This window comes from Herbiconiux sp. FW305-C-125 (assembly GCF_058783455.1).
Map to the genome: position 1 here is coordinate 466,036 of NZ_JBYSYO010000002.1, position 23,796 is coordinate 489,831.

The window sequence follows — 23,796 nt, forward strand, 5'->3', positions numbered from 1 at the left end:
GACGGTCGTGTACGTCGAAGCCGACGTGCACGCGTGGATCTCAGATGCTATGCATCCGACTCGCGATCAACGTTGACGTGTTGTCACTACGACGGTCTGAGCAGCCATGTACGCGTCGACCTCGGCTTCCGAGTAACGGATCAGCCGACCGATGCGCGAGAACGGGAGGTTGAGCTTCTTGAGCCGCCAGTCACGAAGAGTGCCGACAGGGATTGCTGTCTTCTCCGAGCACTGTTGCTCGGTGAGCCATCGAGTAGTCATCATCCCAGCATGACAATCGAATCGATCATCCGGGCCATCGTGCGCGAGGAGCTCGCGCGCATCGTAGAGCACCTCCCAGCGCCGCCACCGGCGCTCCCAGCGCCACCGAGGTGGGTCGACGTGGCCGCGGCGGCCGCCATCGCGGGCCGGCACCCGGTGACCGTTCGTGCGGCGCTGCGCGGCGGCGAGCTGCATGGTGCTCAGCGCGGATCGGGCGGAACGTGGCGCGTGGAGAGGTCGTGTGTTGAGGCGTGGTCCGAGGGACGTGGGTGCTCGCACAGCGAGGTGTCGCGGTGAGGGTGATGCTGACGCCGGTGCAGCTGTCCGAGCGGATCGGTGTCGCGAAGCAGACTCTCGCGAACTGGCGAGCGATGCGCGTCGGTCCGCCAAGCTTCAAGATCGGTCGGCTCGTCCGCTATTGGGAGGCCGACGTCAATGCATGGTTGGGCGACGCAGGGCGCGCCGAGTGGAACGGGAAGGTCCGCGGAAAGTCCGCAGAACACCCGAACACGACCAGACACTGACAACTGCCAGCAACGAGAAGATCGCCGGAATGACGCGCGACACCACGTCACGCGACGTAGGCCAACTATCTGCGCAGACTTCGAGCTCTACTACGGCGTCTGATCCCGCCTGCTCCGACGACAGGGCCGCACTCCTCCCGGGGTGCGGCCCTGTCGCATTGGTGCATCGGGCACGACGGTGTCAGCCGCAGCCGAGGGCGGCGGAGGCGTCGATGATGCCGCCGCTGCGCACGCGGTCGGTGAGGCCGGAGTGCTGGCGGGCCGTCGCCGAGAGACGGTCGACCACCGCTCGCGGGGACTCCCCGTCGAGGGTCAACGCGACGACACCCGCGGCCAGGGCCGCTGCGGGCGACGACCCCGAGATGGTACCCGAGCCGGCCCCGACCGCCGTGACGGGGACGTCGACTCCTGGAGCCGCGACAGCAACCGTCGACGCCCCCCAATTCGACGAGCCTCCGATCGACCCGTCGTCGTCCACCGCCGCCACGACGAGCGCGCCCGGAAGGTCGTAGCCGGCGGGGTAGCGCGGAAATCGGTCGAGATCGAGCTGCTGGTTTCCGGCGGCGATCACGAGAACAGCATCGCTGTCGACCGCCGTGCTGAGCGCCGCCTCCAGCGCGGCGTCGCCGCCGCCGCTCTCGAGACTGAGCAGGATGACGTCGGCCGACGATGCGGCCGCACCGGCCACCGCCTCGGCGATCGTCGCCTCGGTCCCGTGCCCGGACCGGTCGAGCGCTTTCAACACCAGGATGCTCGCCTCCGGTGCGACCTCATGCACCAGTTCCGCCATGTGCGAACCGTGTCCCCCGTCGGCGTCGAGTGGCTCGCCGTCGACCAGCGACCGGCTGCCGGATGCGATCACCGACTCCGGCAGGATGCCCGGCACCAGACCCGAGTCGATCACGGCGACCGTCACACCCGCACCGGCCGCCCGGTCGAGCGCGGGGAGGTCGAGCGCCGCGAGCGGCCACGCTGCCGTGTCGGTGCGGGACCCGCATCCGGCAGGCACGACGCCGGGCGATGCCGTCGGCGCCGCCGGTGCGGTCGGCGCCGTCGGAGCAGCGCATCCCGCGAACAGCAGGGACACGGACAGCATCACCGCACCGCCGCCAATCGCGGCACGGGTCCGCGGAGGTCGCGTCCGGCCCGTCATCCGCCCGCAGCAGCGGTGCCGGTGACCTGCTCGTAGATGGCCGCGACGTCGGCGGCGCTGAGCGCGGTCGAGGACAGCATCACGTCGGCCATCTGCCCGCCGAAGAAGTCGGAGTCGTATGCCGGATCGAATCCGATCTGCACGTCGTCCGTGCCGGGCTGAACCGGGCCGGCCGCGCTGCCCGTCCCCATCAGCACACCGTCGAGGTAGACCGCGACCGTCGATCCGTCGTACACACCCACCAGCTGGTACCACTGGCCGGCCACGAGCGGCGATGTGGTCTGCCAGTTCGCCGTGCCGAGGGCGGTGCCGGTGCCGACGTCGAAGAATCCCGAGGAGACACCGTCGCCGCTGCCGTTCAACGCCAGTTGGAAGCCGGCCCAGGTCTCGTCGGTGTGCGCGTTCGCGATCAGGCGCGGTGTTCCGCCCACCGGGCCGCCAGGCGCCTGGAACCAGGCCATCACCGTCAGCTCCGCCCCGTCGACGAGATCACTCGTGCCCGGCCCCGTGTCGACCCGTGTCGCGCCGGCGTCGAAGGTGAGGCTCCCGGCAGCCGGACACCCGACCGCCGGCCCGGTCGGGACGTTCTGGGGTCCGGGCGAGTAGATGGTGCCGTTGTGCCCGTCGCCCGTGATGTCGAGCGCGATGGGAATGGTGTCGTCGAGCGGATAGACCGCGGCGTCAGACCCGGCCAGCGCGAGGTCGAACGGCGCGCACGCGGCGGGCGTCGCGGGCGGGGTGGGCGGGGTGCCGGTGCCGGTGAGCGTGTCCTCGGCCAGGTCGAGGACGACGGGGTCGCTGCCGGCAGGGACGGTGATGGTGAGCACCAGCATGGTGCTGTCGCCGAGGCTCACGACGATCGGTGCTCCGTCCTCCCCGACCGCGGTGCTCGGGGGCGCCGCGAGCACCGGCGGCGACTCGAGGGTCGGGGGCGTGGCGATCAGTGGGTCGGCGTACGGGGTGAGGATCTCGGCGGCCGACGTGGTGAGGAAGCCGGGCGCGAAGACCCACCACGGGTACGCGGCTGTGATGATCGTGCCGTTCTCGTCGATGCTGCCCGGCACCGTGACCGTCGAGTAGTTCCAGGCACCGGATGCGCCGAACGCCACCGGCGTCGAGGGGGCGGTGATCGAGTCCGGGTAGGCCATGGCCGCCCAGTAGCCGTAGGGAAGGGTTCCCACGTCGTTCAGCGACCAACTGAACTGGGTGGTGCAGGCCCGGGTGCTGGAGCCGGCGGCGGTCAGCTGGAACCCGTCGTCGATCGTGATGCCCGCCGGCCCGGCAGTGCCGAACGGGCCGGTCGCGGTGGTGGCGTACGACGATCCGGCGGGCTGGCCGGTGCTGCCGCAGGAGTTCTCGATCGCCGGCGCGCCGAGGGCGGCCAGGCTCGTGACCCGGGGCGATGGGCTCGTGGTCGTGTCGGTGTCGTAGTAGGACGGCTGGGTGTCGGCCGGGCAGTTTCCGGTGCACACTCCGACGCTCGGCAGCGAGGTGTTCTGCAGGGCGACGATCGAGCTCGTGCCGTCGATCGAGTACGCCACGTAGACGATGGCCGGCAGGGTGGGGTCGGGCTTGGAGACCACGAGCTGATAGTCGGCGGCGTCGAACCCTTTGAAATGCGAGGTAGTCGAGGACGGGTTGATGCAGCTGTCGAAGTAGTTCTCGTTGGCGCCGATCGGAGCCGCGTAGGTCGAGTTCTCGCCGTCGATCACGGGCAGGGTGAACACGCCCACCAACTCACCGGTGATGGGGCTCTCGATGCCGAAGCACCCGCCGACGTAGAGCGCCCCGTCGGCCACCGCCAGCCCGGCCACCGCGGCGGAGTCGCTGCCCACCGTCTGGATGGTCGAGACGGCGCCGCTCAGCGCATCCACCTGGTAGAGCGAACCGTCGGAGCCGCCGAGGTAGAGGCTGTCGCCGACGAGGGTGAGCGCGTCGGCCCCGAAGCTCGAGAGGTCGCCGTTGCCCTCGTAGTCGGGCAGAGCGAAGGGATCGACCCACAGCTCCAGGCTGGCGCCGCAATCGGTGAGCGTGCACTTCATCACGTATCCGTTGCCGAAGCCGAAGAAGAGGTAGGTGCCGTCGGAGGTCATCGAGGTGATCGACTGCCCGGCCAGATTGCCGTCGAATTGCGGCCAGCGACTGGCGGGAGCGACCAGATCGCCGGCGCCCTGGTCGGGGTCGTCGGCATCGAACGGCGGGTAGAAGACGAGGTTGTCGTCGCTGTCGACGTAGTACATCGTGCCCCCGCCGGTGGCGGCCATCGACGTGATGTGGGCATCCGAGCTGATGACGGAGGGGTAGGAGAAGCCGTCGGCCGGGTCGTAGACGATCAGCTCCCCGTCGTCGACCGCGGCGTAGATGAGGCCGTCGACCGACGTCATGGTGCTGATGCCCGAGGCGAGGTCGAGGATGGGCGTGGAGACGCCGAGCGGCGTGGTGACCTGGAACGTGCCCGAGCCGGTGCCGGTGTAGACGTTCCCGGCGTCGTCGGTGGCAAGGCCCGTGGTGGTCTCGGACACGTTCTTCTGCATCAGCACCGAGTAGGGGCTGCCCTCGGTGCCCGCGAGGTCGGCCTGGGCGGGAACGTCGGAGGCACTGGAGATCGGGGCGGCGACCACCGGGCAGAGTTCGTTGTCGACTCCGCAGAGCGACGTGCCGGGAACCGTCAGCTGTGGCGATGCGATGTCGGCGGCGTCGGGCAGGCAGTCGCCGCTGTTCAGCTGGGGGCAGGGGTTGGTGGCCGACCAGCGCAGCGTGATCTCGTTGCCCGAGCAGCTCCTGGCGTCACCGCAAGCCGTCGTCGGGTACTGCGACAGATACGGATTCACGGCGTACGCGTTCCCGTCGACGACGCCGGTCATCGTGCCCGTCGAGCGGGAGAGTTGCACGCTGTCCGTGACCGGGGTGCCGCTGTTGCTGGCCGAGTCGTAGACGCTGAACAGCCCGTCGGTCTGATCGGCCCAGCTCACGCTCGACTGCGCTCCGCTCGGCTCGACCGCCGTGAGGTTGAAGATGTTGGCGAAGTCGGCGCAGCTGTCGTTCGCGGCATCCGCGATGGCGATGCCGAGCTCGACGATGGCCTTGATCGGGATGCCGAGCGCCACCGTCGCGCCGTCACTGACCGTGTCGAGGCCGAGCGCGAGCATGTAGGTGTACTGGGTCGCCGATTTGGCGCCGGGGGTGGTGTAGTTCAGCGCCGCCGCCGTGGTCTGCACCGTGGCCGTCCCGGTGTCCTCGATGATGTCCTCCGTCGGCGCGCCGAGGGAGTCGTCGGCCACGACCGTCTCGGTGACGGAAGCGCCGGGCGGCACGGTGCCCGGGGCCAGACCCTGCTCGATGTCCCAGCCGTTCATGAGAGCGAAGCCCTGCGGATTCGAGCCGTTGCCTTGAGCGATGCACTGCACCGACTGCCCGGAGAGCGAGATCGGTGCCGCGTAGGCATCGGTGCTCTCGAGCAGGTCGGAGTTCATGGAGAGGGTCGCGCTGGTCGCGTCGACGTCCACGGCGCCCTCGATCCAGTTGACGTCGGGAACGACCGCCAGGTTTGTCCGGTAGACGCCGGCGGCGGTGTCGTTCGTGACGGTGATGCTCGACGAGTCCGTGTTGTCCGCCACCTGCACCGGGAGGTCGGCCGCCGTCCAGGCACGACCCTGCTGCCAGTCCCACTCGCCGTCGACCACTTTGAAGTCGCGCATGACCTGCACGTCGAGATCGACGTACACCAGCGCAGCCCGGCGGATGCTCGGATCGGGGCTCGCGAATCCGCGGGTGTCGAGGAAACTCACGACGTCGGCCGGGAGTCTGACCCGGTAGTCGCGCTCGACGTGGGCCGCGTCGAGGCGGGACTCGACCAGGGTCTGGGAGAAGACCGGCGTCTGCGAGCGGAGCGGTCCTCCCCCGGCGCTCAGCGTGTCGGAGACCATCACGTGGATGACCGCCGAGTCCTGCCGGACGCCGGCGCGACTCTGCTGGTTCGCGACATCGAAGCCGAATCCGAACGTCACGACGGCGGAGCCGTCGGCCGAGCGCTCGACCGCCGTCTCATGCAGGAGGCTCGGCATCGGCATGGCGAGATTGCCGTCACCGTCGAAGATCGAGCGAGTCGAGCCGGGCGGGAGAGTGCTGTCGTCCGGAGGCGGCGTCGGGCTGGCCGGCGGTGGAGTGGGGGTGGCCGGGGAGGTGGGGGTGTCGCCGCTGCCGCCGCCTGGCCGCCCGTCGCCGCCGTCCGCGGGCCCGTCGCCGGTGTCGTCCCACCCCGAACCGGATGCCGAGTCCCGCACTCCCGGGTCGACGGGCGAGGGCGCGCCGGGTGGAGTCGGGGCCGGTTGCGAGGCCCGGGGCGTGGGTGGACGGGTTGCCGGCGGACTGGCCGCCGCCGTCGAACCGGGCGCCGCCGCGGTCGGCCCGCCGGAGCCCGCGGCCGTCAGGGAGCCGCCGCCGGAGCTGCTGCTCACGAGCGACACGATGGTCGCAATCGCCAGCACGAACGCCAGGACTCCCGCCCCACCGAGGAGGTACAAGCCTCGCTTCTGCTGAGTGCTCCGCGCCATCGTCCCCTGCCCATGGTCGACCGGCGGCCGACCACCGCAGAGCATCACGCTAGCCCAGCTGTCCTGCCGTCGTCAGCCCGCAAAAGGGGGGATGGCGGGCCGAGTGCGTCTCGGACAGGTGACGAATAGTTGGGAGTTTGCTGAGCCCGGATGCGCGGATGCACCGAACGTGCATAAGTTGTTGGAGGCAGATCGAGGGCGCCTGAGATCTGTACGGGCTGCTCTGCCCGAGGCGGTGTCCCCAACGCCGCCGCAGAGCGGTGACGATTCCCCGCCAGATGACTCCCCAATAGCCACCTGGCGGGGAATTCCCATCATCGGGTCGCGTTCTGGGGCCCCTGGTGAGGACCATACGCCCGCTTCGCTTCGGGCGGAACGGATGCCACGCAAGCGCGGCGTCCGGCCGCCCCGGTCACCTCCCGCGCTTCCACTCTTCCAGAACGAAGCACGACTGCGGCATCCCCCACCGAGGTGCCGAAGAATCTAGCCGCCGTAGAACAGGCGCTCGAACACCGTGCGCGCCCGGCGCGTCACGCCGAGATAGTCCTCTTCGAGGCGGCTCGCCGAACCCGGCGGGTACTCCAGCAGGCGCGCGACACCCTCCAGCTGGCGGCGGTCGGCGGGCAGCACGTCCGCCGTGCGATTGAGCCACAGCGTCATGGCCGACCGCGCGCGCGAGGCGAAGATCCACGCGTCGTGCAGCTTGCGCGCGTCGTCGGCGGAGACGAGATGGGCCTCCTCGGCCGCGGCCAGCGCCTCGAGCGTCGATGTCGTGCGGAGGGCCGGCAGCCGGGCGGCGTGCTGCAACTGCAGCAGCTGCACGTACCACTCGACATCCGACAGCGACCCGCGACCGAGCTTCAGGTGCCGCGACGGATCGGCGCCCTGCGGCAGCCGCTCCTTCTCCACCCTGGCCTTGATGCGCTTCACCTCGCGGATCTCGGTCTCCGAGATCGCCTTCGGGTAACGCACCGTGTCGGCCAGCGCGTGGAACGACTCGATCAGTGACCGGTCGCCGGCCACCCCGTTCGCGCGGAGCAGCGCCTGCGCCTCCCAGGTCAGCGACCAGCGCTCGTAGTAGGCCGCGTACGACTCGAGCGAGCGCACCGCCGGCCCGTTCTTCCCCTCGGGCCGAAGATCGATGTCGAGGTCGAGCGGCAGCCGTGCGTCGTCAGTGAGCCGCACCAGCTCGTTCACGATGAACTGCGCCACCGATTGCGCGGTCTGCTTGTCGACCGTCAGGGGCCGGTAGACGTAGAGCACGTCGGCATCCGACCCGAACCCGAGCTCACCCCCGCCGTAACGACCCATGCCGATGATCGCGAACTCGATGCCGTCGCCCTTCACCGGGGCGGCCGACTGCCGGATGACGCTCAGCGTGCCCTCGAGGTGCACCGTCGTGATGGCCGTCAGGCCGCGCCCCAGCTCCTCCACCGTCACCATGCCGAGGATGGAGGCGAACGCCAGCCGCAGCACCTCGCGCCGGCGGGCCGCACGCAGAGCCATCGCCGCCGCATCCGGCGTGTCGTGGCGGGCCACGATCGCCCGCATCTCCTCCTCGAGCTGCGCCATCGGGCGCGGCCGGAGCTCTTCGTCGTTCTCGAGCCAGGCGGCGGCCTCGGGGATGCGTTCCAGCAGCTCACCCACGAACCGCGATCCAGAGAGCACCTGGGTGAGCCGTGCCGCGGCCCCCGAGGAGTCGCGGAGCATCCGCAGGAACCAGTAGCTCTCGCCCAGCGTGTCGGAGAGGCGACGGAAGGCGAGCAGCCCGTAGTCGGGGTCGGCGCCGTCGGCGAACCACTGCAGCAGCACGGGCAACAACGTGCGCTGGATGGCCGCGCGGCGCGACACCCCGGCGGTCATGGCGGCGATGTGGGCGAGCGCCCCGGCCGGGTTGAGGAACCCGATGGCGGCGAGCCGGGCCTCCGCCTGCTCGCTCGTGAGCGCCTGCTCGTCGGGTGAGAGCGCAGCGACCGCGGCGAGCAGCGGCCGGTAGAACAGCCGCTCGTGCAACGACCGCACCCGCACCTTGATCGCGCTCCACCGCCCGATCAGTTCGCCGGCGCTCGTGGCCAGCCCGCTGCCACGGGCCAGCACGCGCTGCTCGCTCTCGTCACGCGGCATCAGGTGGGTGCGGCTGAGGTTGCGCAGCTGCATGCGGTGCTCGAGCAGGCGCAGGATGCGGTAGTCCCGGGCGAACTCGACCGACTCCACCCGGCCGATGTAGCTCGCCTCGGCCAGCGCCGCCAGCGCGGGCAGCGTGCCGCGCTGGCGCACACGCTCATCGGTCTGACCGTGAACGAGCTGCAGCAGCTGCACCGTGAACTCGATGTCGCGTAGGCCCCCGGGCCCGAGCTTCAGCTGGTACTCGACGTCATCGGACTTGATGTGCTCGGTGACGCGTTCGCGCATCCGCTGCACCGATTCCACGAAGTTCTCCCGCGAGGCGCTCGACCACACTTTCGGGGCGACGAGACGCGTGTAGTCCTCGCCGAGCTCGCCGTCGCCCGCGAGCGGGCGCGCCTTCAGCAGTGCCTGGAACTCCCAGTTCTTCGCCCAGCGGTCGTAGTAGGCGGCGTGCGACTCGAGCGAGCGCACCAGCGCGCCGGCCTTGCCCTCCGGACGGAGATTCGGGTCGACCTCCCAGAGGCCCGGCTCGATCCCGGTCTCGCCGATTCCGCGCATCGTCACCATGGCGAGGCGCGTGCCGATCTCGACGGCGGTGGAGGTCGACACCTCGCCAGAGCCCTCCGCCACGAAGATGACGTCGACGTCGCTGACGTAGTTCAGCTCGCCCGCTCCGGCCTTGCCCATGCCGATGATCGCCAGCCGGGTGGCCCGCACCTGCTCGGCCGGGAAGTACCAGAGGCCGTGTCCCTTCGTCGACAGCTGGGTGCGGGCCACGGCCAGGGCCGCCTCCAGCGCTCCTGCCGCGAGGTCGGCCAGCGCCCGGGCGATGGTCTCGAGCCCGGCCACCGGATCGGCCTGCTCGAGGTCGTAGGCCGTGATCAGGGCGAGCAGAACGCGGTAACGGATGCGCAGGGCCGTCCAGGCGTCTTCGCCGGCCACCGCGGCGAATCCGTCGCTCGCTCCCACCGCGGCGAGCAGCTCGCGCTTCGCGCCCTGCTCGTCGAGCAGCTCGAGCACGGGAGCCCCGAGCACCGCCAGCTGCGCGGGCTGCCGGGCGAAGAAATCCGTCAGCCCGCTCGACGCGCCGAGCAGCCGCACGAGCCGGGGGCCGGCGACCGGGTCGTGCAGAGCCTCGGCGGCCCGCTCCGGCGAGCGTTGCAGCAGCCGCTTCAGACCCTGCAACGCCAGGTCGGGGTCGGCCGCCGCCGAGAAGGCGAGCAGCAGTTCGTCCAGCGGCAGATCGACCGCCTCGACCAGCGCGCGCAGCTCCTCATCGGCCCAGCCGAGCTGGGCGAAGCCGACGCGAGCGAGATCGGTGAGGGTCGTCTGAGAACGAGGCATGGCAGAATTCGGTCGGAACAAGCGATTTCATCGGCCCGGCCGGCGGCCGGACCGTGGACGCTACAAGATCTCGAGGTTCGATTCGAGCTCGTAGGGCGTGACCTGCGCGCGGTAGGCGCTCCACTCCTGCCGCTTGTTCAGCAGCACGTAGTTGAAGACCTGCTCACCGAGGGTCTCGGCGACGAGCTCCGACTCCTCCATCAGGCTGATGGCCCGGTCGAGCGACGCCGGCAGCGCGTCGTAGCCCAAGGCGCGACGCTCGGCGTCGGTGAGGCTCCACACGTTGTCCTCGGCCTCCGGCGGCAGCTCGTAGTTCTCCTCGATGCCTTTGAGGCCTGCCGCGAGCAGCAGCGAGTAGGACAGGTACGGGTTCGCCGCCGAGTCGATGGCGCGGTACTCGATGCGCGACGACTGCCCCTTGTTGGGCTTGTACAGCGGCACGCGCACGAGCGCCGACCGGTTGTTGTGGCCCCAGCAGACGAAGCTCGGCGCCTCGTCACCGCCCCAGAGGCGCTTGTACGAGTTCACGAACTGGTTGGTGACCGCCGTGATCTCGGGCGCGTGGCGCAGCAGGCCCGCGATGAAGTTGCGGCCGATCTTCGACAGCTGGTACTCGGCGCCGGCCTCGTAGAACGCGTTCGAGTCGCCCTCGAACAGCGACAGGTGCGTGTGCATCCCGGACCCCGGATGCCCGGACAGCGGCTTCGGCATGAACGTCGCGTAGACGCCCTGCTCGATCGCCACCTCCTTGATCACGGTGCGGAAGGTCATGATGTTGTCGGCGGTGGTCAGCGCATCCGCGTACCGCAGGTCGATCTCGTTCTGGCCCGGGCCGGCCTCGTGGTGGCTGAACTCCACCGAGATGCCGAGGTCTTCGAGCATCCGCACCGAGCGGCGCCGGAAGTCGTGGGCGGTGCCGCCGGGCACGTTGTCGAAGTACCCCGCAGAGTCGACGGGCTCCGGGCCGCCGGGGCCGTACTGCGACGACTTCAGCAGGTAGAACTCGATCTCGGGGTGGGTGTAGAAGGTGAAGCCACGGTCGGCCGCCTTCGCCAGGGTGCGCTTCAGCACGTTGCGCGGGTCGGCCACGGCGGGCTGCCCGTCAGGCGTCGTGATGTCGCAGAACATGCGTGCGGTGGGGTCGATCTCCCCGCGCCAGGGCAGGATCTGGAAAGTCGTCGGGTCAGGATGCGCGAGCACGTCGGCCTCGAACGAGCGCGTGAGGCCCTCGATGGCCGACCCGTCGAAGCCGAGGCCTTCGGCGAACGCGCCCTCCACCTCGGCGGGGGCGATCGCAACGGATTTCAGGGTGCCCACGACATCGGTGAACCACAGCCGCACGAACTTGATGCCACGCTCTTCAATGGTGCGAAGAACGAAGTCCCGTTGCTTATCCATCGGCGGAACAAACCCTCTCTCCGGCATGGCGTCATGCCCACGTCCAGGTTAGTGGCTAACGCTGCCCTTTAGCTCAGCACCGCCACCCAGACGAACCACACGATCATCGCGAGCCAGACCAGCGTGGCACCGGCCGCGAGGGCGGCCGTGGCCCGCGACCCGAGCCGCCAGACCGGGATGATGCCGAAGAAGCCCACACCGAGCAGGATGCCGAGCCATGGCACCACCGTGGGCACCCCCGCCAGCGCGAACGAGGAGTTGCCCGCCAGCGCGGCGGACATGGTGACCCACAGGGCCAGCAGGAACACCACACCCGTCACCGGCGCGATGCCGCTCGCGATCAGCAGCCCGAACGGTTCGCGGCGCAGCACCTGCACGAGCACCCCGATCAGCCAGCCGATGAACCACAGCCCCGCGAAGATCGCGAAGATGAGCGGGATGGTGAGCGGGAACGGGTCTTTCTGATCCACGGCGTCCACCACCGAGGCGAAGCGGGGGGCCGGATGCACGGCGTCGGCCGAGAGCGCAGGGTGCGCATCCACCGCGTCACTGCAAGTGGTCTCCACCGCGGTTCCGGGAGCGGCGAGCCAGGTCGCGAGCTGGTCCATCGCGCAGGCGTCGGCGGTCACTCCGCCGCGCCCGCCGCCCTGGATGACGACCAGCTGGTTGGACTGCAGCACCGGCTGGCCCGATTGGGCGGCGCCCACCGAGATGAGCGGGTCGGTGTCGCCGGCGAAGATCAGCGTCGGCTGGGCGATCGGCGCCGCCGACCGGTACTCGGCGGGCGCGGGGGCCAGGCCGATCGCACCGCAGATCTGGTCGGCCGCCGTGAAGTACGTCAGCACCGGCAGCGGCGTGGGATCGGTGTCCTCAGCGCCCTCGGCGGCCGGCTCGGTGGGGTCGGCGCTCCAGAACGGCTGCTCGTCACGGCAGGACTCCACCCAGTACTGCCCGAGGCTGGTGAGGGTGAGGCGGGAGAGCGCCTCGTCGATGTAGGGTCCGATCGCACTGGTCTCCCCCGCGGCGAGGCGGGAGAGCAGGTACGGCACCGTCGCCGCGGTGTCGGGGTCGTAGAGCGCCTGCTGCACAATGGTGACCACATCCGACCCGGTCAGCGAGTAGTAGCGCTGCTTGCCGGTGAGCGGATTCGTGAGCAGACCGTGCACGGGATCGTCGCTGAACACGGCGGCCGCCTCCGCGAGGTCGCCGGCGAGGTCGGGGTACTCGCCGCCGGAGCGCTCGGACAGCCGGGCGAGGGTGTCGGAGAGGGCGAGATAGGCGTCGCCCTTCAGGTCGCGGTCGACGGGCGTGAAGGCGTTCAGGACCAGTGCGTCGACCCCGGCCGAGTCGCGGTTGGCGACGAGCTCCATCACCTTCGTCGACCAGGAGTCGCCGAAGAGCGTCCAGGTCGGGTACTGCAGCATCTGCCGCAGCTCGATGACGTCGTTCACGGTCTCCGACTTCGTGTAGCCCTGGATGTCTCCGCCGCCGTCGGCGAAGGCGGTGAGGCAGTCCTTCACCGCGAGCCCGACGTCGGCCATCTCGTCGGCCGGCGAGTTGTCCTCGGTGAACGTGTCGATGTAGGCGGTGGTGGCGGCCGGGCAGCCCAGTGGCGCACTCGACTCCGTGCTGCCGCGCTGCGCGAGCACCACGATGTCGCGGGTTCCGCCGATGCGCGGGTCGGCGGCGAGTGCTTCGGCGACCGCCGTCGAGGTCTGGCCGGGCCCGCCGGCCATGGTCACGATCGGCGTCCCGGTGGCCGGTTGTGTGCCGGCCGGGATGACGACGTACGGCAGGTCGATCCCCCGGGACTGCGGGTTGCCGCGGTTCTCGGGAACGGTCAGCGTTCCGCACTTCGCGGCGGCCGGCAGGCCAGGCTGGCAGCTGCGCTCGGCGATGGTCGCCGCGTTCGCGGCTGGTGCCTGCCCTGCGACGAGCACCGCGGCGACGACCGCCCCCAGCACGAGCTGCGCAATAGTTCGACGGCCCACGTCTCCCTTTCGGTTTCGGGTCACGATTCACGCATTCGGGTTACGTACGCCATAACCTAACGCATCGGTGCGGGGATGCCACGGAACTAGACTGATGACATGCCAGAGCAGTCATCGCCCGCTGAGAGAGCGGTCACCAAGCGCGTGCGCACGCGTCATTTCCAGAACGCGAAGGACACCGGCATCCTCATCACCGGGCTCACGAGCTACGACCAGCTCTCGGCCCAGATCTTCGACGAGGCGGGCATCGACTTCCTCCTGGTGGGCGATTCGGCGGGCAACAACGTCTACGGCTACGACACCACGCTGCCCGTGACGGTCGACGAGCTCATCCCCCTCGCCCGCGCCGTCGCCGGTGCCGTGAAGCGCGCGCTGGTGGTTGCCGACATGCCGTTCGGGTCGTACGAGAACAGTGCCGAGGAGGCGCTGCACACCGCCGTACGGTTCATGAAGGAGACCGGCGCCCACGCCGTGAAGCTCGAGGGCGGGGTGCGCAGCGCCGACAAGATCCGCCGCATCGTGGATGCCGGGGTGCCGGTCATGGCGCACATCGGGTTCACGCCCCAGAGCGAGCACGGGCTGGGCGGTCACATCATCCAGGGCCGCGGCGAGGGCGAGGAGCAACTGCTCGCCGACGCCCTGGCGGTGGAGGAGGCCGGCGCTTTCGCGGTGGTGCTCGAGATGGTGCCCGCCGCGGCGGCCGAACGGGTGACGAAGGCTCTACGCATCCCCACCATCGGGGTCGGCGCAGGCCCCCACGTCGACGGGCAGCTGCTCGTCTGGACCGACTTCGCCGGCTTCTCGACGGGCCGCGTCCCGAAGTTCGTCAAGCAGTACGCCGATCTGCGGGGGGTGCTCAGCCAAGCGGTGGAGCAGTTCCGCAGCGACGTCGCCGGCGGCAGCTACCCTGGCCCTGAGCACAGTTACGAATAACAGGAGGAACGATGAGCGACGACCCGTCGACCCAGTATTGGTACAACATGAAGACCGGTGAGGTCGAGAAGGGCTATGTGTCGTCGGTGGTCGACCGGGTGGGCCCGTTCGCCACGCACGAAGAGGCCGAGCACGCCCTGGAGAAGCTCCGCGCGAACAGCGCGAAGTGGGCCGAGGACGACGCGGCCGACAATCGATGACCGAGAACATGCCCGACACGGTCGCCGTCGGCATCGACATCGGCGGAACCGGGATCAAGGGCGCCATCGTCGACGTGACGACCGGCGAACTGCTCACCGATCGTAAGAAGTTCCCGACCCCCGAGGGCGGCAAGCCCGACGACATCGCCAAGACGGTCAGCGACCTGCTCGAGTCACTCGGCGACATCCCTGCATCCGCCACCGTGGGCGTCTGCTTCCCCGCCGTGGTGCGGCACGGTGTCACGATGTCGGCCGCGAACGTGTCGAAGAAGTGGATCGGCTTCGAGGCCGAGAAGCTCTTCGAGAAAACGCTCAACCGCGACATCACCTTCGTGAACGACGCCGATGCGGCGGGCTTCGCCGAGGTGCAGTACGGTGCCGCCAAGGGCAAGGGCGGGCTCATCATCATGACCACGCTCGGCACGGGCATCGGGAGCGCCCTCATCTACAACGGAGTGCTCATCCCGAACGCCGAGCTCGGTCACCTCGAGATCGACGGGGTCGACTACGAGACCAAAGCGGCGTACTCGGCCAAGGAACGCGAAGACCTCAGCTGGAAGAAGTGGGCCGAGCGGCTGCAGAAGTACTACAGCACCCTCGAGCGGCTGTTCTCGCCGGACCAGTTCCTCGTCGGCGGCGGCGTCTCGAAGAGCTACGAGGAGTTCCTGCCCCTTCTGAAGCTCAACACCCCCATCGCGCCCGCCGCGCTGCGCAACAACGCCGGCATCCTCGGTGCGGCGAAGCTGTCGACCATGAAGACCACCTTCCTGGAGTGACGGATGCGCGGGCCCGCGTCCGCCCGCAGCGCCCGGCGGCGTGCACTACACTGGGGCGCGTGAACGGGCCGGCAGACGGTCGCGTCACCGTGCTCGCGCTTCGTGCCGGGCGCGGTGCCGAGGAACGTCCGGGCTCCACAGAGCAGGGCGGTGGGTAACACCCACCCGGGGAGACCCGCGAGACAGTGCCACAGAGAACAGACCGCCGCGGGCTCCGGCCCGCGGTAAGGGTGAAACGGTGGTGTAAGAGACCACCAGCGGCTGCGGTGACGTAGCCGGCTCGGTAAACCTCGCCCGGAGCAAGGTCAGACAGGAAGCGCCAAGGCTGCTCGCTCAGCTTCCGGGTAGACCGCTGGAGGGCTGCGGCAACGTAGCTCCGAGATAGATGGCCGTCACGGGGCGCAGCCCCGGACAGAACCCGGCGTATCGCCGGCCCTGTTCACCTGCCGGGCGGCCCGGGCTTCGCTCGGGCTGCCCGGGCGGCGCCGGTCCTTGCCCGGCGCCGCGCGACATGGAGTCTCCACTTACTGCCGGAATGATGCACCTGATTCCGGCAACAGGTGGATACTCGATGCACCCCACGACTTGGGACACGGGAGCGCAGGCCGCGGGCCGCGCTCGACGACCCAGGGTGAGCGCTCGGCCGCGAAGCGACCGAACGCTCACATGTCGCCTCGCGCCGCAGAAGCGGCGGCGCGAGCAATAAGGGCCCGCCCAGCCGAAGGCCGGGCGAGCCCGAGGGAGCGGTCATGCGGTACCCCCGTACCCCGCCCCACAACCTCGCCCGAGAATCACACATTGGGTACCCCCGTACCCCACCCGCAACCTCTCCCGAGAAACCCGCATGCGGTACCCCCGTACCCCGCCCCGCAACCCCGCGCGGGAACCGCCTACAGCCCCGACTCCTCCGTGCGCACCAGGATGCAGTTGCTGTCGGGGTCGAGGACGACGTCGTCGGGGGCGGCGGCACGGATGGCGGCGAGGTCGGTGCCCGTGAGGGCAACGTTGCTGCCGAGGGAGACACCGCGCTGCAGCAGGGCGGCGCCGATGCCGTAGCGCTCACGCTGCCGCTCGTACAGCGCCAGGAGTTCGGCGCTGATGCCGGCGGCGATGGCCGAGCGCTCCGACTGGGCCACGGCGAGCTGGGCGTTCACCCGCTCCTTCTGCTCGTCGCGCTGGGCCGCGAGCAGCCGTTCCTCGGTCGCGATGTCGTCGCGTCGCGCCGTGATGGCGGCGAGCCGCGTCTCGATCTCCTCCACGCGCTCCATCACCTCGAGCTCGGCGTCTTCGAGCGTCGAGCGCCGCACCTTCAACGAGGCGAGTTCGTGCTCGAGGCCCTGGATGTCCTTCGCCGACGAACTCGCCTGCAACCGCTCGTGGTCCCGCTTCTCGCGGGCGGTCACGGTGTGGATGTCGCCCTCGATGCGGCCGATCTCGGCCCGGGCGTCCTCCAGTTCACCGCTGACGCCGCCGAACTCCTGCCGCGCCGCGATCGAGTCGCGCTGCAACTCGGCCAGCCGCGCCTCCTGCGGCAATGTGCGGAGTGTGTGGTTCAGCTGCGAGATGCGGTTGTCGGCCGCCTGCAGGTCGAGGAGCTTGCGCTGTTCGAGAGCCGGAGCCTTCATCGGGGGTCCTTCACGGTCGGAGCGGTCGGAGCGGTCAGTGCAATCGAAGCGGTCAGTGCAGTCGGAGCGGTCGGTGCGGTCGGTGCAGATCGGGGGTTCGGCCGCGTCACTGCGTGATCACGAAATCCCACGGGTCGGTGCGCAGGTCGCTCACCACGAACTCGACCTCGGGCAGCGCCTCGGTCAGCTGCGCAGCCGCGGTCTCGAGCCAGAGCCACTCGCTCGCCCAGTGCGACACGTCGACGAGCGCCGGACCGGACCCGTGCAGCGACTGCTCCCGGGATTCCGACGCCGGATGGTGCCGCAGGTCGGCGGTGATGTAGACGTCGGCACCGCGCACGGCCGGGTCGGCGAGCAGCGTGTCGCCCGCTCCCCCGCACAGCGCCACGGTGGCGACCGGCTGCTCGAACTCGCCGGAGACGCGCACACCCGTGGCGGTCGCCGGGAGGATCTCGCCGAGCGCCAGCGCGAGCCGGCCGAGCGTGGTGGGTTCGGGCATCCGGCCCACCCGGCCGATGCCCGTGCCCGGCCGCGCACCCGGTGTGATCGGGCGCTGGTCGACGAGCCCGAGCCGGGACGCGAGCACGGCGGAGGTGCCGTCGTCGACGATGTCGGCATTGGTGTGCGCCGCCACGAGGGCACAGCGCGAGCGGATGAGCTTGGCCAGCAGCGCACCCTTGTACCCGGTCTCGGCGACACTCGTCACGCCGCGCAGGAGCAGCGGATGGTGCACGAACAGCACGTCGGCCCCCACGGCCACGGCCTGGTCGACGGTGTCGGCCACCGCGTCAACGGCGAGCAGCACCCGGTCGACGCGGTCGTCGGATGCTCCGCTCACGACGCCCGGCGCATCCCAGCCTTCGGCGAACTCTGTCGGCCAGAGCCGCTCGACCGTGGCGTCGAACTCCGCGAGCGTGATGGGCATCTCCCCAGACTACTGGAGCGGCCCGAGCACGCCGAAGGGCCGGGTCACTCGGGGAGCCCGACCAGCGCGGCGGTACGCCGCCAGAGTTCGTGCTGCAGCTCCACGTCGTCGGCCTGCCGGGCCACGGCACCCGCCGGCCGCAGCCGGTCGAAGTACACCCCGCTCGCGGCCGGCACGGGTGCATCGGCCGCGAGCGCCAGGAGCGGTGCCGCGCCGACCTCGGCGGTCGCGCCCCAGCGGCCACCGGTCACCGCGGTCCCGAAGCGGATGAGCGGCGAACTCGCCCCGAAGTTCGTGACGATGGCGCCCGGATGCACGGCGAACGCGTCCACCCCCGGCCGCCCCTCGCGTGCCGCCTCCCGCCGCGCGAGCTCGCGGGTGAAGAGCACCACGGCGAGCTTGGCGGTGCCGTAGGCGCGCCACCCGCCGCGCCACGGCCGGGCGGCGTAGTCGAGGTCGGCGAGGTCGAGGCGGCCGAAGCGGTTGGCCACGCTCGACGTCGACACCACGCGCGCGGTGCCGTCGCGGCGGGCGGATTCCTCGAGCCGTGGCAGCAGGAGCCGGGTGAGGAGGTAGGGCGAGAGGTAGTTCGACTGGATCGTGGCCTCGTGCCCGTCCACGGTCTCGATCCGGGTGGAGATCAGGCCGCCGGCGTTGTTGAGCAGCACGTCGATGACGTCGTACCGCTCGTTCAGCTGCTCGGCGAGCGCGCGCACGTCGTCGAAGCGGGTGAAGTCGGCCACGAAGGCGGTGCCGCCGACTCGCTCGGCCACGGCACGGGTGCGCTCGGGGTTGCGCCCGACCACGGCGACCTGGTCACCCCGCTCCGCCAGCCGGGCGGCGGTCACCGCCCCGATGCCCGAACTCGCTCCGGTGATGACGACGACGCGCGGCGTGCTGTTCTGCATGACGCAACGCTACTCGCCCTGCGCCCCGCGCATCCGTCGCCGCCTTCGATCAGGCGGGCGGCACCGGCACGATCTCGACCGCCAGGGCGCGATGGTCGGAGAGGCCGTCGGGCGAGAGGGTGATGGAGGTCGTCGTGTACGTCTTCGGCACCAGGAAGTAGTCGTTGGCCTGGTTCGATCCGGCGAATGAGACGTAGTGCTCGATCTCCGAGGTGAGGACGTAGTCGCGCCGCCAGAGGTGGGCGCTGCGCTCCAGGTGGTTGATGTTGAAGTCGCCGCCGATGATGCGGGTCTCGCCGCGCGCCGCCAGCATGCCGAGCACCTCTTCGAGTTGGTGCAGGGCGAAGTCGTCGCGAACCGAGAGGTGCACGTTCGCGAACCGCCAGTCGGGGGCGCCCGTGTCATCCGCGGGGTCGACGACGTCGGCGAACTGCACCAGCCGGTTGTGCGGGTCGCCCTCCTCGTGCAGCAGGATGAGGGTCTCGCTGCCCGTGACCGGCAGCCGGCTGAGAATTCCCAGACCCTCCCGGTACGGGCCGAACTGCTTGCTCGGCTGCAGTCGGCTCACGCTGGCGTGCCGGTGCGGGAAACCGAGTTCGGCGTTCAGCAGGTCGAGCTGCGGAACCGGCGCGAGATCGGCGAGGTAGACGACCTCCTGCAGGAGCACCAGGTCGGGCTGCTGCGCGAGGAGGTAGTCGACGATGCGCGGAAGCCGGGCATCCCAGTCGAAGAACCCGCGCAGGTTCAGGCTGACGATCTTCATGAGCTCCCACTCTTCATGAGCTCTCGCTGTGGGCCCTACCGGGCTCGAACCGATGACATCCACGGTGTAAACGTGGCGCTCTACCAACTGAGCTAAAGGCCCCTCGCGCCGCGTCGACGCGTGAAAAGCTTACAGGCTTAGACTTCGGGCGTGAGCGACGTGAAGCAGGAGCGTGCGCAGGCCGAGCACCGCTGGCCGGCCGCCATCGGAGTGATCGTCATCATCGCGAGCTACGCGCTGCTGCCACCGGATTTCTTCGGGCTCGTCCGCTACGGCGTCGTGGCGCTGTGCCTCGCGCTCCTCGTGGCGGTGATCGTGATCAACCCGCACCGGATGGTGCGCCAGACCGCGTGGTCGAGACGGCTCGGGGTGGTGCTCGTGCTCGTCATGGGCGTCACCAACCAGGCTCTTCTGGTGGTGCTCGTTCGCCTGCTCGTCGAGAACACCGAAGACGGCCCCACCTTGCTGCTCGCCGCCCTGCAGGTGTGGCTGACCAATGTGATCGGCTTCGCGCTGCTCTACTGGGAACTCGACCGAGGCGGCCCGGTGGTGCGCACCCAGCACAAGCGGAGCGAGATCCCGCCGGCCGACTTCCGCTTCCCGCAGGACGAGGACCACGACGCCAGCCCCGAGGTGGCAGCGCACTCGTCGAAGACCAGCGGATGGCTGCCGGGCTTCGTCGACTACCTCTACTTCTCGCTGTCGGACTCGATGGCGTTCAGCCCCACCGACGTCATGCCGCTGACGCACCGCGCCAAATTGTTGATGGGCCTGGAGGCGTTCGCGGGATTCGTGCTGCTGGCCCTCGTGATCGCCCGGGGCGTCAGCCTGCTCGGCTGACCCTCCGGCGAGCCGGAATGAGCTCAGACGTGTGCGGGGACCAGGTCTTCAAGAGCGGCGCGGTAGGCGGCGATCGAACGCGCCTCGCCGGGCGCGGTGATGAAGGAGGCGCGGATGATGCGGTTCTGGTCGATGAGGAAGGTCGCGCGGTTCGCGAACCCCTTCTCCTCGAGGAACACGCCGTAGTCCTTCGCCACGTCGCCGTGCGGCCAGAAGTCGGCCACCAGCGTGAAGTCGTACCCCTCCTTCTCGGCCCAGGCACGCAGGGTGGCCTTGGAGTCGACCGAGATGCCGATGAGTTCGACGTTGGCGTCCTTGAAGAGGGAGATGTTGTCTTCGAGCGTGCACAGCTCGCTCGTGCACACGCCCGAGAAGGCGAGCGGGAAGAACACGAGTGCGACGGGCTTCTTGCCCTGGAACTGACTCAGGCGGATGCGCTCACCGTACTGATTGGGGAGCTCGAAATCGGGGGCCAGAGTGTCGTTCTCCAAAGCCATGATGGCTTCCTTTCCACTGCCGGGGCGTCTCACCGGCAAAAGCGCCCTCATCTTAGCTCTGCCTCGGCGTTACGCCAAACGGCACAGCGGGCGGCACGGGGCATCCGCTCTGCTTAAACTCACTAGGCTGTTCTGTGGCGTTCCGCACCACATCCCGGCGCGACGCCCGACACGAAACGATCTGTAATCAACAGAAAGGTCGACGGTGACTGTCAACGACCAGGACCCCTACTCGGCGGGCCACATCGATTCCGATCCCGACGAGACAGCGGAGTGGAACGAATCCCTCGACGCTCTCGTCGAAGCCCGCGGTCACGGCCGTGCGCGCGACATCATGCTGAGCCTCCTGAAGCGCTCGAAGGAGCTGCACCTCGGCGTGCCGATGGTGCCGACGACCGACTACATCAACACCATCGCCCCCGAGAACGAGCCAGACTTCCCGGGCGACGAGTCGCTCGAGCGCAAGTATCGTGCGTGGATCCGCTGGAACGCCGCGATGCTCGTGCACCGCGCCCAGCGCCCCGGCATCGCGGTCGGCGGTCACATCTCGACCTACGCCTCCAGCGCCGCCCTCTACGAGGTGGGCTTCAACCACTTCTTCCGCGGCCAGGACCACCCGGGCGGCGGCGACCAGATCTTCATCCAGGGCCACGCCTCCCCCGGCACCTACGCCCGCGCCTTCCTCGAGGGCCGGCTCGACGCGAACCAGCTCGACGGCTTCCGGCAGGAGAAGTCGCACGCCGGCGGCGGCCTCAGCTCCTACCCGCACCCGCGGCTCATGCCCGAGTTCTGGCAGTTCCCGACCGTGTCGATGGGTCTCGGCCCGATCAACGCGATCTACCAGGCGCAGCTGAACAAGTACCTCACCAATCGCGGCATCAAGGATGCGTCGGACCAGCAGGTCTGGGCCTTCCTCGGCGACGGCGAGATGGACGAGGTGGAGAGCCGCGGCCAGCTGCAGGTCGCCGCGAACGACGGTCTCGACAACCTCAACTTCGTCATCAACTGCAACCTCCAGCGCCTCGACGGCCCGGTGCGCGGCAACGGCAAGATCATCCAGGAGCTCGAGAGCTTCTTCCGCGGCGCCGGCTGGAACGTCATCAAGGTCATCTGGGGTCGCGAGTGGGACGACCTGCTCGCCCGCGACACCGACGGTGCGCTGCTGAACCTCATGAACACGGTCCCGGACGGCGACTTCCAGACCTACAAGGCCGAGTCGGGCGCCTACGTGCGCGAGAACTTCTTCGGTCGCGACCCGCGCGCCCTCGAGCTCGTCAAGGACTACTCCGACGACGACATCTGGAACTTGAAGCGCGGCGGTCACGACTACCGCAAGGTCTACGCCGCGTTCAAGGCGGCCAGCGAGCACAAGGGCCAGCCCACCGTCATCCTGGCGCACACGATCAAGGGCTACGGCCTGGGTCCGGCGTTCGAGGGCCGCAACGCGACCCACCAGATGAAGAAGATGACGCTCGACAACCTCAAGACCTTCCGCGACCAGATGCACATCCCGGTCACGGATGCGCAGCTCGAGGAGAACCCGTACCTCCCGCCCTACTACCACCCGGGCGAGAACGACGAGGCCATCCAGTACCTGCACGAGCGTCGCCGCGAGCTCGGCGGTTACCTGCCGGAGCGCCGCACGAAGCACACCGCCATCTCGCTGCCCGACGACTCGGCGTACCAGACCCTCAAGAAGGGCTCCGGTCACCAGGAGATCGCCACCACGATGGCGTTCGTGCGCCTCTTGAAAGACCTCACCCGGTCGAAGGACTTCGGCAACCGCGTCGTGCCGATCATCCCCGACGAGGCGCGCACCTTCGGCATGGACGCGTTCTTCCCGTCGAACAAGATCTACAACCCCAAGGGCCAGACCTACACCTCGGTCGACCGCGAGCTCCTCCTGGCCTACAAGGAGAGCCCGCAGGGCCAGATCATCCACGTCGGCATCAACGAGGCCGGCGCCCTGGCGGCGTTCACGGCGGTGGGCACGAGCTACTCCACGCAGGGTGAGCCGCTCATCCCGATCTACGTGTTCTACTCGATGTTCGGCTTCCAGCGCACGGGCGACGCCCTGTGGGCGGCGGGCGACCAGATGGCGCGCGGCTTCGTGATCGGCGCAACGGCAGGCCGCACCACGCTCACCGGCGAGGGTCTGCAGCACGCCGACGGGCACTCCCTCCTCCTGGCGTCGACGAACCCGGCCGTGGTCACCTTCGACCCGGCCTACGGCTACGAGCTCAACCACATCGTGCGCGACGGACTCGAGCGGATGTACGGCGGAACCCACCCGGAGCCCAACGTCATGTACTACCTCACGGTGTACAACGAGCCGCACGTGCAGCCCGCCGAGCCCGAGGGCCTCGACGTCGAAGGCGTCGTGCGTGGCATCTACCGCTTGAAGGGCGGCGCGATCGAAGGCCCGAAGGCCCAGATCCTCGCCTCCGGCGTCGCGGTGCCGTGGGCGCTCGAGGCGCAGGAGCTGCTGGCGAACGACTGGGGCGTGTCGGCGGATGTCTGGTCGGTCACCTCGTGGACCGAGCTGCGCCGCGACGGCCTGAAGGCCGAGGAGCACAACTTCCTGCACCCCACCGAGGAGCGCCACGTGCCCTACGTGACGACCAAGCTGCAGGATGCGCCCGGACCCTTCGTCGCCGTCACCGACTACATGCACGCGGTGCCGGACCAGATCCGCCAGTTCGTGCCCGGCGAGTTCGCCACGCTCGGCGCCGACGACTTCGGGTTCTCGGACACCCGGCCCGCGGCCCGGCGCTTCTTCAAGATCGACGGCCCCTCCGTGGTGGTGCGCGTGCTCGAGCAGCTCGCCGCCCGCGGCGAGGTCGACCAGAACGCACCGAGCTGGGCGATCGAGAAGTACCGCCTGTACGACGTGACGGCCGGCACCTCCGGCACGGCGGGCGGCGAGAGCTGATCCCGGCCCGATGACCCGATCGATCCCGGCCTGGGCGAGGACGCTC

The 23,796-nt window shown here is 69.6% G+C and carries 18 protein-coding genes, 1 tRNA gene and 1 other RNA gene; 8 read left to right on the forward strand and 12 right to left on the reverse strand.

Features of this window, described 5'->3' with window-relative positions; translation table 11 throughout:
* Positions 1 to 66: 66 nt before the first annotated feature.
* Entirely contained in the window at positions 67 to 456 is a 390-nt protein-coding gene (locus AC3WLB_RS09605) for a helix-turn-helix domain-containing protein (protein WP_492505655.1), read from the reverse strand.
* Here AC3WLB_RS09605 and AC3WLB_RS09610 point away from each other — a divergent pair.
* Both AC3WLB_RS09610 and AC3WLB_RS09615 read left to right on the forward strand, forming a co-directional pair.
* Positions 418 to 558 carry a hypothetical protein gene (locus AC3WLB_RS09610; protein WP_492505649.1) on the forward strand — a complete coding sequence of 47 codons (141 nt, stop codon included), beginning with the start codon at positions 418 to 420 and terminating at the stop codon, positions 556 to 558. The two genes, AC3WLB_RS09605 and AC3WLB_RS09610, sit on opposite strands and share 39 nt — an antisense overlap.
* Positions 555 to 785, forward strand: a complete 231-nt coding sequence (locus AC3WLB_RS09615; protein ID WP_492505417.1) for a helix-turn-helix transcriptional regulator — start codon at positions 555 to 557, stop codon at positions 783 to 785. The genes AC3WLB_RS09610 and AC3WLB_RS09615 overlap by 4 nt, the downstream gene beginning before the upstream one ends.
* Before the next feature lie 181 nt (positions 786 to 966).
* Here the strand turns inward: AC3WLB_RS09615 and AC3WLB_RS09620 are convergent, their stop codons facing one another.
* The 5 genes from AC3WLB_RS09620 to AC3WLB_RS09640 form a co-directional block, all read right to left on the reverse strand.
* Positions 967 to 1,881: a S8 family serine peptidase gene (locus AC3WLB_RS09620; RefSeq protein WP_492505419.1), complete on the reverse strand. Its 915-nt coding sequence runs from the start codon at positions 1,879 to 1,881 to the stop codon at positions 967 to 969.
* A gap of 53 nt (positions 1,882 to 1,934) precedes the next feature.
* Positions 1,935 to 6,491, reverse strand: a complete 4,557-nt coding sequence (locus AC3WLB_RS09625; RefSeq protein WP_492505421.1) for a LamG-like jellyroll fold domain-containing protein — start codon at positions 6,489 to 6,491, stop codon at positions 1,935 to 1,937.
* A gap of 483 nt (positions 6,492 to 6,974) precedes the next feature.
* Entirely contained in the window at positions 6,975 to 9,962 is a 2,988-nt protein-coding gene (locus AC3WLB_RS09630; RefSeq protein ID WP_492505423.1) for a bifunctional [glutamine synthetase] adenylyltransferase/[glutamine synthetase]-adenylyl-L-tyrosine phosphorylase, read from the reverse strand.
* Positions 9,963 to 10,022: 60 nt separating this feature from the next.
* Positions 10,023 to 11,360: a glutamine synthetase family protein gene (locus AC3WLB_RS09635; RefSeq protein WP_022895519.1), complete on the reverse strand. Its 1,338-nt coding sequence runs from the start codon at positions 11,358 to 11,360 to the stop codon at positions 10,023 to 10,025.
* Positions 11,361 to 11,428: 68 nt separating this feature from the next.
* Complete coding sequence (locus tag AC3WLB_RS09640) at positions 11,429 to 13,375, reverse strand: alpha/beta hydrolase (protein ID WP_492505425.1); 1,947 nt, start codon at positions 13,373 to 13,375, stop codon at positions 11,429 to 11,431.
* A 75-nt stretch (positions 13,376 to 13,450) separates the two neighbouring features.
* Here AC3WLB_RS09640 and panB point away from each other — a divergent pair, with 75 nt between their 5' ends.
* From panB to rnpB, 4 genes are all read left to right on the forward strand, one after another.
* A complete protein-coding gene (gene panB / locus AC3WLB_RS09645) occupies positions 13,451 to 14,284 on the forward strand; it encodes a 3-methyl-2-oxobutanoate hydroxymethyltransferase (RefSeq protein WP_022898163.1) in 834 nt (277 codons plus the stop codon).
* 11 nt (positions 14,285 to 14,295) lie between these two features.
* Complete coding sequence (locus tag AC3WLB_RS09650) at positions 14,296 to 14,484, forward strand: hypothetical protein (protein ID WP_022898164.1); 189 nt, start codon at positions 14,296 to 14,298, stop codon at positions 14,482 to 14,484.
* Positions 14,481 to 15,260, forward strand: a complete 780-nt coding sequence (ppgK, locus tag AC3WLB_RS09655; RefSeq protein ID WP_022898165.1) for a polyphosphate--glucose phosphotransferase — start codon at positions 14,481 to 14,483, stop codon at positions 15,258 to 15,260. The genes AC3WLB_RS09650 and ppgK overlap by 4 nt, the downstream gene beginning before the upstream one ends.
* 63 nt (positions 15,261 to 15,323) lie before the next feature.
* Positions 15,324 to 15,702: RNase P RNA component class A (gene rnpB, locus AC3WLB_RS09660), an RNA gene on the forward strand.
* Between the two features lie 448 nt (positions 15,703 to 16,150).
* Here the strand turns inward: rnpB and AC3WLB_RS09665 are convergent.
* From AC3WLB_RS09665 to AC3WLB_RS09685, 5 genes are all read right to left on the reverse strand, one after another.
* Positions 16,151 to 16,885: a CT398-like coiled coil hairpin domain-containing protein gene (locus AC3WLB_RS09665; RefSeq protein WP_022898166.1), complete on the reverse strand. Its 735-nt coding sequence runs from the start codon at positions 16,883 to 16,885 to the stop codon at positions 16,151 to 16,153.
* A gap of 106 nt (positions 16,886 to 16,991) precedes the next feature.
* Positions 16,992 to 17,810, reverse strand: a complete 819-nt coding sequence (locus AC3WLB_RS09670; protein ID WP_492505430.1) for a Nif3-like dinuclear metal center hexameric protein — start codon at positions 17,808 to 17,810, stop codon at positions 16,992 to 16,994.
* Positions 17,811 to 17,854: 44 nt separating this feature from the next.
* On the reverse strand, positions 17,855 to 18,718 hold the full coding sequence (locus tag AC3WLB_RS09675) for an SDR family NAD(P)-dependent oxidoreductase (protein WP_492505432.1): 864 nt from the start codon (positions 18,716 to 18,718) through the stop codon (positions 17,855 to 17,857).
* Positions 18,719 to 18,767: 49 nt separating this feature from the next.
* The gene (locus tag AC3WLB_RS09680) at positions 18,768 to 19,481 is read right to left on the reverse strand and encodes an endonuclease/exonuclease/phosphatase family protein (protein ID WP_492505434.1); all 714 of its coding nucleotides are present in this window, start codon (positions 19,479 to 19,481) and stop codon (positions 18,768 to 18,770) included.
* Positions 19,482 to 19,510: 29 nt separating this feature from the next.
* Positions 19,511 to 19,583, reverse strand: a tRNA-Val gene (locus AC3WLB_RS09685).
* Between the two features lie 48 nt (positions 19,584 to 19,631).
* Here AC3WLB_RS09685 and AC3WLB_RS09690 point away from each other — a divergent pair.
* A complete protein-coding gene (locus AC3WLB_RS09690; RefSeq protein ID WP_022898169.1) occupies positions 19,632 to 20,321 on the forward strand; it encodes a DUF1345 domain-containing protein in 690 nt (229 codons plus the stop codon).
* A 23-nt stretch (positions 20,322 to 20,344) separates the two neighbouring features.
* On the opposite strand, the gene AC3WLB_RS09695 is transcribed toward AC3WLB_RS09690, so the two are convergent.
* Positions 20,345 to 20,818, reverse strand: a complete 474-nt coding sequence (locus tag AC3WLB_RS09695; RefSeq protein WP_022898170.1) for a peroxiredoxin — start codon at positions 20,816 to 20,818, stop codon at positions 20,345 to 20,347.
* Positions 20,819 to 21,023: 205 nt separating this feature from the next.
* Here AC3WLB_RS09695 and aceE point away from each other — a divergent pair, with 205 nt between their 5' ends.
* Positions 21,024 to 23,750: a pyruvate dehydrogenase (acetyl-transferring), homodimeric type gene (aceE, locus tag AC3WLB_RS09700; RefSeq protein WP_492505437.1), complete on the forward strand. Its 2,727-nt coding sequence runs from the start codon at positions 21,024 to 21,026 to the stop codon at positions 23,748 to 23,750.
* The last annotated feature ends 46 nt before the right edge of the window (positions 23,751 to 23,796 follow it).

What these genes read in the sequence shown, in the direction of transcription:
- AC3WLB_RS09605 (WP_492505655.1), bottom strand. Translation starts at nt 456, where the DNA reads ATGCAGCTCGCCGCCGCGCAGCGCCGCACGAACGGTCACCGGGTGCCG.
- AC3WLB_RS09620 (WP_492505419.1), bottom strand. Translation starts at nt 1,881, where the DNA reads ATGCTGTCCGTGTCCCTGCTGTTCGCGGGATGCGCTGCTCCGACGGCG.
- AC3WLB_RS09625 (WP_492505421.1), bottom strand. Translation starts at nt 6,491, where the DNA reads ATGGCGCGGAGCACTCAGCAGAAGCGAGGCTTGTACCTCCTCGGTGGG.
- AC3WLB_RS09630 (WP_492505423.1), bottom strand. Translation starts at nt 9,962, where the DNA reads ATGCCTCGTTCTCAGACGACCCTCACCGATCTCGCTCGCGTCGGCTTC.
- AC3WLB_RS09635 (WP_022895519.1), bottom strand. Translation starts at nt 11,360, where the DNA reads ATGGATAAGCAACGGGACTTCGTTCTTCGCACCATTGAAGAGCGTGGC.
- panB (WP_022898163.1), top strand. Translation starts at nt 13,451, where the DNA reads ATGCCAGAGCAGTCATCGCCCGCTGAGAGAGCGGTCACCAAGCGCGTG.
- AC3WLB_RS09650 (WP_022898164.1), top strand. Translation starts at nt 14,296, where the DNA reads ATGAGCGACGACCCGTCGACCCAGTATTGGTACAACATGAAGACCGGT.
- ppgK (WP_022898165.1), top strand. Translation starts at nt 14,481, where the DNA reads ATGACCGAGAACATGCCCGACACGGTCGCCGTCGGCATCGACATCGGC.
- AC3WLB_RS09665 (WP_022898166.1), bottom strand. Translation starts at nt 16,885, where the DNA reads ATGAAGGCTCCGGCTCTCGAACAGCGCAAGCTCCTCGACCTGCAGGCG.
- AC3WLB_RS09670 (WP_492505430.1), bottom strand. Translation starts at nt 17,810, where the DNA reads ATGCCCATCACGCTCGCGGAGTTCGACGCCACGGTCGAGCGGCTCTGG.
- AC3WLB_RS09675 (WP_492505432.1), bottom strand. Translation starts at nt 18,718, where the DNA reads ATGCAGAACAGCACGCCGCGCGTCGTCGTCATCACCGGAGCGAGTTCG.
- AC3WLB_RS09680 (WP_492505434.1), bottom strand. Translation starts at nt 19,481, where the DNA reads ATGAAGATCGTCAGCCTGAACCTGCGCGGGTTCTTCGACTGGGATGCC.
- AC3WLB_RS09695 (WP_022898170.1), bottom strand. Translation starts at nt 20,818, where the DNA reads ATGGCTTTGGAGAACGACACTCTGGCCCCCGATTTCGAGCTCCCCAAT.